General features: G+C 43.3%; 14 protein-coding genes. 10 read left to right on the forward strand and 4 right to left on the reverse strand.

Going from position 1 to position 14,974, the window contains the following annotated elements; all coding sequences use genetic code 11:
- Positions 1–12: 12 nt before the first annotated feature.
- On the reverse strand, positions 13–939 hold the full coding sequence (locus ACFPFU_RS21170; RefSeq protein WP_377067876.1) for a diacylglycerol/lipid kinase family protein: 927 nt from the start codon (positions 937–939) through the stop codon (positions 13–15).
- 68 nt (positions 940–1,007) lie between these two features.
- On the opposite strand from ACFPFU_RS21170, the gene surE reads away from it, so the two are divergent.
- From surE to ACFPFU_RS21210, 8 genes are all read left to right on the forward strand, one after another.
- A complete protein-coding gene (gene surE, locus ACFPFU_RS21175; protein WP_377067878.1) occupies positions 1,008–1,745 on the forward strand; it encodes a 5'/3'-nucleotidase SurE in 738 nt (245 codons plus the stop codon).
- A 235-nt stretch (positions 1,746–1,980) separates the two neighbouring features.
- A complete protein-coding gene (locus ACFPFU_RS21180) occupies positions 1,981–2,592 on the forward strand; it encodes a fumarylacetoacetate hydrolase family protein (protein ID WP_377067880.1) in 612 nt (203 codons plus the stop codon).
- Positions 2,579–4,450, forward strand: coding sequence for a M23 family metallopeptidase (locus tag ACFPFU_RS21185; protein WP_377067882.1), 1,872 nt, complete (start codon positions 2,579–2,581; stop codon positions 4,448–4,450). Before ACFPFU_RS21180 ends, ACFPFU_RS21185 begins: the two co-directional genes overlap by 14 nt.
- A gap of 54 nt (positions 4,451–4,504) precedes the next feature.
- The gene (gene bcp, locus ACFPFU_RS21190; RefSeq protein ID WP_377067884.1) at positions 4,505–4,954 is read left to right on the forward strand and encodes a thioredoxin-dependent thiol peroxidase; all 450 of its coding nucleotides are present in this window, start codon (positions 4,505–4,507) and stop codon (positions 4,952–4,954) included.
- Positions 4,955–4,962: 8 nt separating this feature from the next.
- A complete protein-coding gene (locus ACFPFU_RS21195; RefSeq protein ID WP_377067886.1) occupies positions 4,963–5,814 on the forward strand; it encodes a transketolase in 852 nt (283 codons plus the stop codon).
- A 33-nt stretch (positions 5,815–5,847) separates the two neighbouring features.
- A complete protein-coding gene (locus ACFPFU_RS21200) occupies positions 5,848–6,816 on the forward strand; it encodes a transketolase family protein (RefSeq protein WP_377067888.1) in 969 nt (322 codons plus the stop codon).
- Positions 6,817–6,917: 101 nt separating this feature from the next.
- Entirely contained in the window at positions 6,918–7,865 is a 948-nt protein-coding gene (locus tag ACFPFU_RS21205) for a DUF6807 family protein (RefSeq protein WP_377067889.1), read from the forward strand.
- 305 nt (positions 7,866–8,170) lie between these two features.
- A complete protein-coding gene (locus ACFPFU_RS21210) occupies positions 8,171–8,953 on the forward strand; it encodes an SDR family oxidoreductase (RefSeq protein ID WP_377067890.1) in 783 nt (260 codons plus the stop codon).
- A gap of 61 nt (positions 8,954–9,014) precedes the next feature.
- Here the strand turns inward: ACFPFU_RS21210 and ACFPFU_RS21215 are convergent, their stop codons facing one another.
- The 3 genes from ACFPFU_RS21215 to ACFPFU_RS21225 all read right to left on the reverse strand — a co-directional run bounded on the left by ACFPFU_RS21215 (position 9,015) and on the right by ACFPFU_RS21225 (position 12,227).
- Positions 9,015–9,371, reverse strand: a complete 357-nt coding sequence (locus tag ACFPFU_RS21215; protein ID WP_377067892.1) for a hypothetical protein — start codon at positions 9,369–9,371, stop codon at positions 9,015–9,017.
- A gap of 419 nt (positions 9,372–9,790) precedes the next feature.
- Positions 9,791–10,123 (reverse strand): hypothetical protein, encoded by a 333-nt coding sequence (locus ACFPFU_RS21220; protein ID WP_377067894.1) that lies wholly within the window; start codon positions 10,121–10,123, stop codon positions 9,791–9,793.
- A gap of 340 nt (positions 10,124–10,463) precedes the next feature.
- Positions 10,464–12,227 (reverse strand): TIM-barrel domain-containing protein, encoded by a 1,764-nt coding sequence (locus tag ACFPFU_RS21225; RefSeq protein WP_377067896.1) that lies wholly within the window; start codon positions 12,225–12,227, stop codon positions 10,464–10,466.
- Between the two features lie 168 nt (positions 12,228–12,395).
- On the opposite strand from ACFPFU_RS21225, the gene argS reads away from it, so the two are divergent.
- Positions 12,396–14,186, forward strand: coding sequence for an arginine--tRNA ligase (argS, locus tag ACFPFU_RS21230; protein ID WP_377067898.1), 1,791 nt, complete (start codon positions 12,396–12,398; stop codon positions 14,184–14,186).
- A gap of 104 nt (positions 14,187–14,290) precedes the next feature.
- Positions 14,291–14,893, forward strand: coding sequence for a glutathione peroxidase (locus tag ACFPFU_RS21235; protein WP_377067900.1), 603 nt, complete (start codon positions 14,291–14,293; stop codon positions 14,891–14,893).
- Positions 14,894–14,974 lie beyond the last annotated feature (81 nt).

Below are 14,974 nucleotides of genomic sequence, written 5' to 3' on the forward strand. Positions count from 1 at the left end.
TATCTGTGTACATTAAAATCTCATTTGGGTCATCATGCCGCCAAACCATGATGATTTAATGATTCGGACAAATTCAGGATGAAGGGTGATGCTGATCCATGCTGTTTTATCCGCCCCTAAATCAACGATCTCATCGTCCACATGCAAAATCCCCTCACCTCTGATCATTATTTCCTTCACCTTGACGGTGGGACGCAGACCGGATGTTTTTTTTGACTGGTCACCGGTAATAAATTCCCTTATTTTTGTATGTTCTCCCCTTTTTGCCATAAAAACATCCAGAAAAACATCATTGAGGTCAGCTTCCGGAGCCAGGTTGAGTTGCGGTCCCATAAACTGCGTGTTCATCGCTTCTAACCAAAGGTATTCCCCGGAATAATCCTTACCATCCATTTTGATCTCAAAAAATGCAGGCTGGAGCTCAACCAGACCCTCCTCCAATTTTTCCAGACCAAAAGTAACCTTATCATCGACCGGTGGTGTGACTTTCTTGTCTTTGTCTTTCCCGGATTTGATCTTCCTGAGTACATCGGTAAATAGACCCCATCCTACGGATTCCAAAAAAAGATGCCGCTGATTCTTATATGCCAGGGACCCAAGCGATAAACATTCTAACCGGTTTTCCTTCCAATTTTGGATGACCTGGTCCAAGTAATCGCCCAAATCCAAACTGTTCGCGATGTTGTTAGCATTACCCACAGGTAAAATGGCCAAGGGAACGGATTTATTTACCACCATTTTGACGATTTTTTCGACGGTCCCATCACCGCCCGCGATGATCATAAAATCGCAGTCCTTGTCCAGAAAAAGGCCGAGATTATCCTCATGGCTTTCCTTGACGTTTACTTTGGCTCCGTGTTGGTTGAGCTCTTCCAATATTGCAGCCAAAGAAAAGTCTCCGTTACCTGCATTGCTATTATACACTAAGTTGATTTTCATATATTTTCTCCAAATGACAAATAATGCCTGATTTTTGTGCCAAAAAATACAAATCAAATTCTGTACCCATGAAAATTTTAGTAACAAATGACGACGGGATTTATAGTCCCGGCATACTGGCTTTGGCAGAGGTAGCAGCTGATTTTGGCAAGGTGAGGATCGTTGCTCCCGATGTGGAACAATCTTCTATGGGACATGCGGTGACTGCTTCCCGCCCCTTGTCCTACAAAAAAACCAAAATCGGAGATTTTGAAGCTTACCGTGTGAATGGTACTCCAGCAGATTGCGTGTCGCTGGGCAGTTTTCATTGGGAGAAAGTAGATGTGGTCTTGTCGGGTGTCAACCTGGGCACCAATCTTGGAAATTCCATGTGGCATTCCGGCACGTTGGCGGCGGCCAAGCAGGCTGCGCTTATGGGCCTGAATGGCATTGCCTTCAGTACGCCCAGTCAACGTGATGAAATCAATTTCTCTCCAATTAAGCTGTACATCGCAAAAGTACTGGAGATGTTGTTGCTGCAGGAAGACAGCCCTTCGCTGGTCAATGTAAACCTTCCCAGTGAGCCACAAGGGATCCAGTGGGCCCGGCAATCGGTCCGTCACTATGATGGGCTTGTAAAAGCCGCTCAAGATCCTATGGGCAGGGAACATTTCTGGTTTACGGTAGCACCTATCGAGAATCTAGAGGAGGGAACGGACCGCTGGACAGTGGAGCACAATATGGTATCCCTTACCCCTCTGCGCTTAGACCTTACAGACGAAGCTTGTCTGGAACGGATGAAACAACAATCAGTGTCACCGCGGTAAAGGGCGAAGGGATGGCGGGTATTGCTCCCGGATTTCCTCAACACCTTTTATCCGGGATCAATCACCGCCAGCCCTGTTCCCAAATTCACCATAAACTACCCTAACTGCCTTCCCGTTCCCAAAGGCAATCCCGCAATGAGTAGCGTCATTTTCAACAAAACTCCTGGTTTTAACCCAAATAACTTTTAAAATCTCCCTTTAATGGGTTTCTTTGCGGTAATTAAAAAAAAGACCGATGAAAATCATTGCCATAGGCAGAAACTATGCTGCCCATATTGAAGAACTTGAAAATGAAAGACCTGATTCTCCGGTGGTATTCTTAAAGCCCGATACGGCACTTTTGAAAAACAACGCGGCTTTTTACCACCCTGAATTTTCTGAAAACATCCATCATGAAGTGGAACTGGTTTTAAAAATCAAAAAAGAAGGCAAATATATACAGGAGGCATTTGCGCACAAATACTACGATGAGATCGGGATTGGAATTGATCTTACGGCAAGGGACCTGCAGAAAAAATGCAAGGAAAAGGGCCTGCCCTGGGAAATAGCCAAGGCGTTTGACGGCTCTGCCCCGCTTGGAGATTTTCTTCCCAAAACTGATTTTCGGGACCTGAAAAACATCAACTTCCACCTGGACATCAACGGTGAAAGAAAACAAACCGGTAACACCTCGCTGCTTTTGTTTGATTTTGATGTAATCATCGCATATGTTTCCCAATTTTTCACGTTGAAAACAGGGGATCTGATCTTTACGGGCACTCCTGCAGGTGTGGGCAAAGTAAACATCGGTGACCGGTTAGAAGCCTATATTGAAGATAAAAAGCTGTTGGACTTTGAAGTTAAATAATAAACCTGCATTATATCTGGTTTTCCTGCTGTCTTTCCTGAGTCTTTCCCAAGTGGAAAAGGGGTATTATCTTTTCCCTATCAAGCCCGGCGAGCAGAATTTCCTCGCAGGAAACATGAGTGAGATCCGTCCCAACCATTTTCACACCGGAATAGACATCAAGACGGAAGGCAGAGAGGGCCTGCCGGTATATGCCGCGGCGGATGGCCATGTTTACCGGATGAAAATATCGTCTATGGGATACGGTAACGTCTTGTATATCAGACACCCCAACGGACAAGCCACTTTATATGCTCACCTGAGGGATTTCGCCGGACCCATAGCTGGATATATGCAAAACAAGATGTATGAGCTTCAGCGCAATGAGCTGGAATATTTTCCTGAAGCCCATGATTTACCTGTAAAAAAAGGAGAAATCATTGCCTATTCCGGCAATACAGGAAGCTCCGGTGGGCCACACCTTCATTTTGAAATCAGGGACTCGCTGGATAGGGCCTTAGACCCCCTTCATTTTGGTTTTTCGGAGATCATCGACACCACCCCACCTACTGTGACCCGGGTCGCCCTCACCCCTCTGGAAGAAAACAGTAGAATCAATGGCATTCACCGAAGGCAGGAATTCCCTGTGAGCTACAGCGAGGCCGAAGGATTCAGGGTGCGCCAAAGCATAAAAATATCCGGCAGGGTCGGTATCGAAATTCTCGCACATGACAAGCTGGATGGAATGTATAACCTCAATGGTTTTCCTGTATTTGAAATTTACGAGAAAGGAAACAGGATTTATCGCAGCGAGGTCAATCCGGTGGATTTTGATTTGGGAAGATTTATCCTCGTCCACACCTATCAAAACAGATACACAAGGCTATACAAGCGACCCAACAACCTTTTCGGGTTCTATGAGCCGGACAGTGTTTTCTCCGGAGCCATTTCGGCGCTTCCTGAAGAAAGGAAAGATGTACAGGTAAAACTGATCGACGCATACGGTAACAGCAGCCAGCTCACTTTGGATTTTGAAGGGGAAACGGCTCCTATCAACTTCTATACTCACAATTCCACGAATGGGCACAAAAAAATAGATTACAGAAACAACCTCATGATCGTGGACGCCCCGCTTTCAGGAGCAGGGGAACTGGCGAAATTCTATGTACACGGTTACGTAATGGAAATTCCTTACGCTTATCAGGGTACAAACAAGCGAACTTACCTGTGGAACATGGACCTGGGCGTTCCGGATTCGGTAGATCTTTGCACGGAAACTGTTATACCGGGCGTCCATGCTAAAATCCCCTTCCAGAGGGAAACCCATTTCGACAATGGACAGGTGCAGATAAACTTCAGGGAAAATACCCTTTTGGACGACCTTTTTCTGCGACTGGAATATATTGACGGAAACGGACAGCAAGGTCTCCGCATCAATGATCCGTTTGAATACCTATGGAACAATATGGAAGTAACCTACCATGTTCCGGAATTTGAAGGAGTAAAAGAAAAAACCCATATGTATTTACGGTATGCCAACGGGTATAAGAATTTTCAGGGCGGCGTGTGGAACGGTGATAGGATCAACTTCAACACCCGTCACTTCGGCGAATTTGTGTTGGCAACAGACTCGATCCCCCCGAGGATCAGGCCTATCCGCATCAACCAACAGGAAATCAGGTTTTCCATTATGGATAACCTTTCCGGAATCAAGGATTTTGAGGCATGGGTGGATGGTGAGTGGGTGCTGATGAGATATGAGCACAAACAGGCAGTGATATGGTCAGAAAAAAAACGTGAAGGGCCACTCAAAGGGGATCTCCTCTTAAAAGTCCGGGATATGGCAAATAACGAAGCCATTTATAGGGGAAAAATTTAATTTATTACGATATTTATGGCCCTGAATAAATAAGTCTCTTTAAACCGAAAAATTATGTCACTAAAAGTAGGTCAAAAGGCACCGGATTTTGAATCCTATGACCAGGATGGGAACCCCATCAAGCTGTCTGATTTCAAAGGAAAAAAAGTGGTGCTTTATTTTTACCCAAAAGACAACACGCCCGGCTGCACAGCCCAGGCCTGTGACCTGAGGGATAATTACGAAGGACTTCAGAAAGCAGGGTATGAGGTGTTGGGTATAAGTTCGGATTCCGTGAAGTCTCATCGAAAATTTATAGACAAACATGAACTTCCTTTTACCCTTATAGCGGACGAGGACCGATCCGTTCATGAAAAATACGGAACCTGGGTAGAGAAACAGATGTATGGAAGAACATACATGGGAACAGCCAGGACCACCTTTATCATCGATGAAAATGGTGTCATCGAAGAAATAATAGACAAAGTGAAGACCAAAGAACACAGCAAACAAATTATAAAATAATCCAATCAATGGAGAAACTTTCGACCGATCAATTAAAAAACGTCTGCTCCCAAGTCCGTAGAGATATCGTACGGATGGTACATGGCTGCCAATCGGGCCATCCGGGAGCTTCTTTGGGTTGCACGGAATTTTTCGTCACCCTCTATTTTCATCAAATGAAGCACAATAAAGACTTCAACCTGGATGGTATCGGGGAAGATCTCTTTTTTCTGTCCAACGGGCATATTTCTCCCGTCTGGTACAGCGTATTATCCAGAAGCGGCTACTTTGACAGTAAGGAGTTATATACATTCAGAAAAATCGATAGCAGGCTACAGGGGCATCCAGCGACTGAGGAAAACCTCCCCGGTGTGCGGATAGCTTCCGGGTCACTTGGTCAGGGGTTATCTGTCGCCATAGGCGCCGCATTGGCGAAGAAACTCAACAATGATGACCGGACGGTGTATGTCTTAATGGGTGACGGCGAGCAGCAAGAAGGTCAGATATGGGAAGCGGCTATGTCTGCCCCACATCATAAGGTGGACAACCTGATTGCATCCATCGATGTCAATGGCCAGCAAATTGACGGACCTACTAAAGAGGTGATGGATTTGCGCGATCTAAAATCCAAGTGGGAAGCTTTTGGATGGGAAGTCATCGTCACCGAAAACGGAAACGACATCCATCAGGTGATTGCTGCTTTGGACAAGGCCAAAGGCTTACTGGGCAATGGGAAACCGGTATTGAACTTGCTGCACACTGATATGGGTTATGGTGTTGACTTTATGGTGGGCACCCACAAATGGCATGGAATTGCCCCCAATGATGAGCAGCTGGAAAAGGCCCTGAGTCAGCTTGAAGAAACCCTTGGGGATTATTGAGTTATACATTCCCAATTAAATCATTGCTTTAAAATGGAAAAAACACTAGATACCAAATTTACTTATACAGAAAAGAAAGATACCCGGTCCGGATTTGGAGATGGATTTCTGGAAGTAGGTAGAAAAAATAAAAATGTAGTAGGACTTTGTGCCGATCTGATCGGTTCACTCAAAATGGGCGCTTTTCAGAAAGAATTTCCCGAACGTTTTTTTCAGGTAGGTATAGCCGAGGCCAACATGATGGGAATGGCGGCAGGACTGACCATTGGAGGAAAAATTCCTTACACCGGTACATTTGCCAATTTCTCCACAGGAAGGGTATATGACCAGATAAGACAATCCATTGCCTACTCGGGAAAAAACGTAAAGATATGTGCTTCCCATGCCGGCCTTACCTTGGGGGAAGATGGTGCCACGCACCAGATTCTGGAAGACATGGGCATGATGAAAATGCTGCCCCATATGACGGTCATCAATCCCTGCGATTATAACCAGACCAAAGCGGCTACCATTGCCATCGCCGACTACGAAGGTCCCGTGTACTTGCGTTTTGGAAGACCAAACTGGCCCATATTTACTCCCAAAGACCAGAAATTCGAAATTGGAAAAGCCTGGAAAATGATAGAAGGCAAAGATGTAACCATCTTTGCTACGGGACATCTGGTATGGGAAGCTGTAGTGGCGGAAGCGATACTGCGGGAAGAAGGAATCTCCGCGGAGTTGATCAATATCCATACCATCAAACCTTTGGATAAGGAAGCTATACTGGACTCTGTGAGTAAAACCGGTTGCTGCGTTTCTGCTGAAGAACACCAGATCAATGGAGGACTTGGCGACAGCATAGCTCAAACATTGGCTACCCAGTATCCCGCTCCGTTGGAATATGTGGGTGTAAATGATTCATTTGGTGAATCAGGAAAACCAACCGAGTTGTTGGAAAAATATGGGCTGAATGCTGCCAATATCGTCAAAGCAGCTAAAAAAGCCATTTCAAGAAAATAAATTGTGTTGTTCAAAGCGGAAAGACCGGGTTTGGTTTTTCCGCTTTTTTGATTTTATCCAGGTAAATTCTCCCACACTTTGGCATTCACAAAAACCCATACATGACCGCCCGACCTCTATTGATTGCTTTCAGGACATCCATAATGATTCCTCTTTTGGTGCTCGTTATTTTTTATATGCCGTTAGTCCATGCCCAAAACTTTATCTTTGAAGAACAGGAACAGGGATGGTTGTTAAAAGAAGACGGAAAGCCGCGTTTTTTTTACCAAACCGCCACCCAGTCCCGGGATGGCATGTATCCCCGCTCCAACTATATTCATCCTTTATATGGGCTCGACGGTGAAATAATTACGGAAGATTTTCCTGATGACCATTTGCATCACCGGGGCATTTTCTGGGCTTGGCACCAGTTGTGCGTGGATGGCAAGAAGATAGCTGATCCATGGATATGTGAGGGCATTGAATGGGAAATTACCAAAGTCGGGTCGAAAATCATTTCTGAAACTGCCGTTCAGCTCACCTCTAACATACTTTGGAAGGAAACTGAGGGAGAGGAAAGAGAGGTTGTTGAGGAAAACCTCATGGTTACTTATGAAAGGATTTCCCCGGATCTTTACAAATTGACTTTTGATATCACCCTAAAACCCTTATTGAGCAATGTAATGATAGGTGGATCGGAAGACCCAAAAGGATATGGAGGTTTTTCCCCAAGAATAAAACTCAGTGAAACTGTAGGCTTTTTTGACAGCAAGGGAAAAGTACGTCCTCAGGAGTTAGCTGTTTCTGCAGGCTCCTGGATTAACATTACGGAACGGGAAGAAAACGATCCCGGGGTAGTAGTGATGGGAGAACCGGATAAACTCCCCTCCTATCAAGGCTGGATCCTCAGATCCAAAAATAGTATGCAAAACATGGCATTTCCGGGAAGAAACCCGGTTCCCTTGGCTGGGACACCTGCCCGCCACCTCACCTTTAGAAATCAAATTATAGTACATCGGGGTCTGGAAAACGGTGAGATTGAACAGCACTATAAAGAATTTTCAAAATAATATTGGGAGATCTTAGTCAGAGCCGTAATCAAGGAAATCTCTCCTAATGGTATAGATCAGCGTCATTGTCCAAGAGGGGGATTTCAAATTTTGATGTCTTATTTTTTAGAGTTTATTATGCCACCATTCGTTGCATGTTCACCCCAACTTTCATCAAATTTCTCCATCTGAAAAAACTCAAATTAGTAATATATTTTTATATAAATTATTGATAATCAGTAGATTAATAAGACAAAAACGTATAAACCCAGATAATGGTATGTGTTTGGCATTGTTTGTTTGGAATAGCCAAACCAAACAGAGATATGAATGAAAGGAAATTAATGAGAGACAAATCGGTATTGATAACGGAAGGCAATACCGCTTCCGCGAGAATAATAGCGACTAAATTCGCGAAAGAGGGTGCCCACATCGTTCTGTTCTGTGATACCTTCGATGACACCGCTATGCATACCAAATTCTTGGTGGAAAAAAATAACGTTGATTGTCTGCTGATGATCGGGGACATCAATGACCATGCTTATTGCAGGGAAATCATATTGACCATCAAAACAAAATACAAGAAATTAGATGTTTTGATCAACAACAGTTTTACTTCCAATTTGTCATTGGCCAATCTCCCCAACCACATCCGTGAAAAACTTTTGGAAATATCCAGGCTCAAAGTATTCATCTATCAAAAACTGACAGAATCGGCAATTAAGATCATGGAGCCGAAAGCCTCCATTATTAATCACCAGATCGTGGAAAATGGTTGGGGTGATGCCTATTGGGATGATGATGGAACTGAAAAAGATGCCTACTTCAACAATTCGATTAAGGTATTTACTGAATTTTATTCCAAAAGGCTCGAAAAAAAAGGGATCAGGTCAAACGCCATTATATCACATACCACTGTTACTAGCCCCCCCGGGGTCGGATTGGATATAAGGAAAAATGGTTTTAGCTTTCTGGGAACCGGAAAAAATTATCAAATAGGCTGTCCCTTCAGTTTTCTCATGTCAGATGATTCGCTGGATATCAACGGGGAAATTCTGTTCCAGAAGCCCCGCGCTGATGTTTATGCTTACGGATGGTCAACTGTATGATTAAAAAAGGCAATGGCCATTGGCCATTGCCTTATCGGTTGTGGGTTAAAAAAATAGGGTTTTAAGATTCTTCATCGCCAGTATCCTCTATCTCTTTACCGGTAGCGTCGAATTTTTTCTTCACGTCATTTCCTTCGGCATCTTTACCGAATTTTACCACATAGTAAACCTGATTGTCTTTCGTTACCTGCTGAGCTTCGGTAATTGGAGAGGAACTAACGGCTGCATCATTTTGTATCGCTTCTTTTACCCTTTCAGGCAAATTCTCCGGGTCAATGTTTGTTTTTTCCTGGAATATTGTTTCAACTCCGGTTTCACTCATGGCTTGAGTTGGTGCCGTTGCAACGGTCACAAAACCTGCCATTATCAAGGCTAACATTATCTTTTTCATGATTCCTTTGCTGTTAATGGTTGCCATACAGTTAATTTCAACATTCAATAAATTGAATCCAGTAAACTTATTTCAATTGAGATGCCAATGTGTTTTTAATCCGGGTATATTCTCTTAATTATTTTTAAAAATGGCGCTAAGCGAGCGAATGACAATTATATTTAATATTTTTAAATGCTTCTTTCTTTCTGAGATATATGATAAAAATCGTAAGAAATGTGTAAATAATACCACAAAGTGATGAAAAGTTAGCATCCATGTTGTCACGAGAAACCGTTGTGCCTCCTGTCACTCCAGATGATGCAATGGAAACCGGTGCTTCACAACCACCGGGCGCTATTCGCACACCAGGATTTTCGGTCAGATGTAACCTAACCTCCAAAACATAAAAAAAGCAACAGCCAGTGGCCGTTGCCTTATCGGTTGTGGGTTAAAAAAATAGGGTTTTAAGATCCTGGTTCTTCGTCAGCCCCTTCAACCTCTTTACCGGTGGAATCATATTTTTTGGTTGCTGCATTGCCCTCAGCATCCTTGTCGAATTTCACCTCATAATAAATCTGGTTGTCCTTCATTACCTGATGGGCTTCGGTAATTTGGGAAGAGCTAACGGCTGCATCATTTTGTATCGCTTCTTTTATGGCGTCTGGCAAGTTTTCCGGATCAATTTTTGTTTTTTCCTGGAATATTGTTTCCATTCCGTCTACACTCATTGCTTGAGTTTGTACTGCGGTGAAGGCCACAAAACCGGCCACTACCAAAGCTAACATTACCTTTTTCATGATTACTTTAAATTTATGGTTGTTATTAAAATTTAATCAAACTCAACACGTTTGTCGTTGAATTCTTATTAACTAACTCCAATTGGAATGCCAAATAATTTTTAAGCCGTTTAAACCAAAAAAATAACCTTTAAAACATTTCTTATCGGTTCATTTTCAATATAATTGGATGTTTTATTGATTTTTATTAAAGAAAATAATCCTATAATAAAAATATTAAAAAATGTAGAAATAATACCACAACATGGTGAAATCTGCGAGCATATACCCGCTTTTATATCTATAGGTAAGATTTGTCCAGATCCTGTTGAGATTCGGCTCCGGTTATGAATTTTACTTTTTAGCCGTAAATATGGTAACTCCCCACTTTGCCTTCAGGCGCCCTTATGATCAATTGCTTTTTTGATGCTTCATACACGTAGTCCATCTCCGGCGACAGCACCGTATTGTCAAAAGAAACCTTTACAGGGGCTTTATCCATTTTAACCCTTAACAGGAAAGGAACTGCTTTGCCTTTAATGGCAATCAGAAGTTTTCCGTCTCCCCCCCTTTCCAGATGTATTTGGGTGCTTTCTTCTTTTTCCCTGAATACTGTGAATGCCGCCGGATCCGGTCCGGGATAGCATAAAAAAGTCAGAAATCCCGCATCATCCGCTTCACCAAATCCTGTATAATTCCTCTCAATATTCATGGGAATAATGGCACCTTCTTTCACAAATACCGGATATTCTTCCAACGGGAATTCCTTGGTAATCACCCGGGGACCAACCACAACCTCACTGTCATCAAACCAATAATGCCACCTGCCCTCGGGCAGATGAACTGTTCTTAAAAAAGTATCTTCATAGATCGGCGCAACCAATAAGTTTTCCCCGAAATAATAATGGTAATCTCCTTTGGCGGACTTTTGCAACCTCCGTCCTCCTTGATGTGCCGTCACCACATAATGATACATATATGGAAGCAACTCGGTATGGAGCCAGGAAAACTTCCTAATGATTTCCAATTCTTCATCCGATCTTTTCCAAAGAGCCCTTTCACCGTGGCCCCCGTTCATAAATAGTCCGCAAAACGCAGAAAACTGGGCCCACCTTATATACAACCTTGGAGGAATCTGGCTTCCTGAAAACCCAGCTATATCACTACCGATAATATTATATCCCAGATCGGCACTTTTCAATATGCTCTTGATCGCGGACTCAAACCCTTCTATTCCTTTCAGAGCGATATCTGCCTCCGGGTCTTGGGATTCCAGCATTTCACTGGTCTTCCAACTGTGCTCCTGATCACCCACCCAATTGACCGGTGAGGCATCCATGGGCGAAAATCCCTCCGGATGATACCATCGGTCAATGGCCCTTGATAAAGTAATAAATTCCGGGTTCTTGCTCAATCCGTGCAGGTATTCATCTCTATAGTAATGATCCATGTATTTCCGTGTACTCATCCATCCTGTGGATGTCTTTTTATAGAATACAGGAACGCCATACCAATCTGTTCCGAACAGGGTAGCCGCACCATCCAGTTTCCATCCGTCTATACCTAAATCAAATACCCGCTGCTGCATCCCCTTCCACCAGGCAACAGCGTCTGGATGGGTATAGTCGATAAAACTCCCTGTTCCTTTCCACCAGCTATTCTGTTTGCCCTGAACCAAATAGCCCTTTTGTTTTATTTGCCGATGCCATTCTTTGGAATCCTTCCATCGGAGATCTTTATTGTAGCTATTGACCAGGGGAGTCATCCATAATACCACCCTGTATCCCTGTTGCTTCAATTTCGAAAACATTAGCTCCGGTTCGGGGTATAAGACCGTATCCACTTCAAAATCATTGTACCGAAAACTCCATGGGCTATCAATGATGACGGTTCTGACCGGCACATCGTATTTTCGGTAGCCTTCCAAAAGTTCCTCCAGATACTCCCGGGTATTGTGATCATCTTCCCAGAGCCAGCATTCCAGCGCCCAGGCCGGCGTCAAGGGAGGATTGCCATGTCTTTGGCTATTAAAGGGAATTCCCCAAAATGGATACAAAAAACCAAAATACAGAAGGAAAGTCACTAAAAACAACATCAACGCAGCGCCCCATACTGATTTTCTCATAAGCCAGTCGCCATTAATTAAAAATTAAATGCCTTTATATATTACAAAGATGGGATGGATAAAGGCCATTCCAAAAGGATTTAACCCTCTTATAAAAGGGTGCATTAAGGGAGAATGATATATATTTGCGGACCCGATACCTTTAGAGAGAAAAACGCAAAAAGACACATGGATATCCAAGAAGAAATTTTGAAGCATATTGCCGGAGCCTTCGAAACTTTATACCAACACAAGGTCGAACCGGATAAGCTTTCATTACAACCAACCCGGAAGGAATTTGAAGGCACCTATACCTTCGTCCTGTTTCCTTTCTTAAAAGTGACCCGCTCCTCCCCTGAGGAAGCCGGGAAAAACATAGGTGGATACCTGCAAAAGAACCTACCCATCATTTCCGGGTACAACATCATAAAAGGCTTTTTGAATCTGTCTTTGAATCAAAACTATTGGTTGGACATTTATAAATCCATCGCCACAGAAGAAAATCCGGGAAGGTTTCCGTCTAATGGTCAAAAAGTAATGGTGGAATATAGCTCTCCCAATACCAACAAGCCGCTCCATCTTGGCCACTTGCGAAATAATTTTTTGGGATATGCTGTTTCTGAAATCCTCAAGGCCAACGGTTTTGAAGTCATTAAGGCCAACCTCGTCAATGACCGCGGTATACATATTTGTAAATCCATGGTAGCCTACGGGCATTTCGGAAATAACGAAACTCCTGAAACTTCGGGGATCAAGGGAGATCATCTCGTGGGGAAATATTATGTGGTTTTTGATCAGGAATACAAAAAACAGGTAAAGGAACTTGTAGAGCAAGGCCATACCGAAGAGGAGGCGAAGAAAAATGCCCCATTGATGTTGGCCGCCCAGGAAATGTTGATCCAGTGGGAGTCTGGTAATGAAGATGTAGTAAGCCTTTGGAAAACAATGAACGGCTGGGTTTATAAAGGTTTTGAAGAAACCTATCATAAAATGGGAGTCGATTTTGACCAATATTATTATGAATCCGACACCTATCTCCTTGGAAAGGACATAGTGGAAGAAGGTTTGAAAAAGGGAGTATTTTTTAAAAAGGATAATGGCTCGGTATGGGCGGATTTAAGCGATGAAGGGCTCGACGAAAAACTTGTGTTGAGAGCTGATGGCACTTCAGTGTACATCACCCAGGATATGGGGACCGCGGATCTGAAATACAGGGATTTTGGTATTGATAAGTCCGTTTACGTGGTGGGCAACGAGCAAGACTACCATTTTGATGTGCTGTTCAAAATCATGAAAAAACTGGATAGACCCTACGGCGACGGACTGTACCACCTTTCTTACGGTATGGTAGATCTGCCTTCCGGAAAAATGAAATCCCGGGAAGGAACAGTAGTGGATGCCGATGACCTGATGCAGGAAATGATAGATACGGCCAGAGTCCATACGCAGGAACTTGGAAAAATCGAAGGTTTCAGCCAGGAAGAGGCTGAGGCTTTATACGAAACTTTGGGGATGGGGGCGCTGAAATACTTTTTATTGAAGGTAGATCCCAAAAAGCGGATGCTTTTCAATCCCCAGGAATCCATCGAGTTCCAGGGCAATACAGGTCCTTTTATACAGTATACCCATGCCAGGATTTCTGCGATTATAAGAAAAGCAAAGCAGATTGAGTTGGACTTCTCTCCTTCCGCCTTCACCCATCTGGATGGCTTACAGGAGATAGAACAAAGCTTGGTGTTTTTACTTTCTGCCTTTCCAAAAAAAGTAAGGTTGGCGGGGGAAGAATTTTCACCTTCTGTCATTGCCCAATATTTATTTGATTTGGCCAAAGAATACAACCGTTTTTATGCAGAACTTCCTATATTTAGTGAAGCAAAAAATGAAGTTCAGGCATTTAGGGTTTCCCTATCCTATCAAGTGGCTAAAACAATAAAAAGCGGAATGAAGTTATTAGGAATAAACGTACCGGAAAAAATGTAATGATGAAACCGAGCATGACGGGAACGACACAAGTGGGATGATTATAACAGGCTTGGTTCTCCCCAATCAAGTTCGGGAGCCATTGAAAAACAAACTATAAACAAATGAAAAAAATTGTATACTTAGCAGTTTTTGCTTTACTGGCATGCCAGTCAGGCAATCAGACCTCCCAAAATGACAATCAACAACAGGCAGGTATGAAGTTAATTACTTTGGATGATGACGCTATGATCGATTCTTTCTACGACTTTAAAATGAAAGACATAGAAGGCAATGAAGTGGATTTCACGCAGTTTAAAGGCCAGAAAGTGCTGATTGTCAATGTGGCTTCCAAATGTGGATACACGCCACAGTATGAAGATCTGCAGAAACTCAATGAAAAACATGGTGATAAGGTCACCATATTGGGCTTTCCGGCAAACAATTTTGGGGGTCAGGAACCCGGAAGCAATGAGGATATCAAGCGGTTCTGTTCCGAAAATTACGGCGTGACGTTTCCCATGTTTGAAAAAATATCGGTTAAAGGGGTAGATAAACATCCATTGTACCGGTGGTTATCTGATAAAAACTTAAACGGATGGAATAACACTGAACCCTCTTGGAATTTCTGCAAATACCTTGTTGATGAAGAAGGGAACTTGGTCAAATTCTTTCCATCCTCTGTCAATCCGATGGATGAGGAAATCCTCTCACTTATCGGGGCGTAATCTGGGGTTAATCCGGATTCGCTGAAAGTACAAACCCACGGCAAGGTAGCCTTACCATTTTCGTCTGGAACATGGGACTGC

Origin of the sequence: Negadavirga shengliensis (assembly GCF_042652345.1) — a bacterium.
Lineage (GTDB): Bacteria > Bacteroidota > Bacteroidia > Cytophagales > Cyclobacteriaceae > Negadavirga > Negadavirga shengliensis.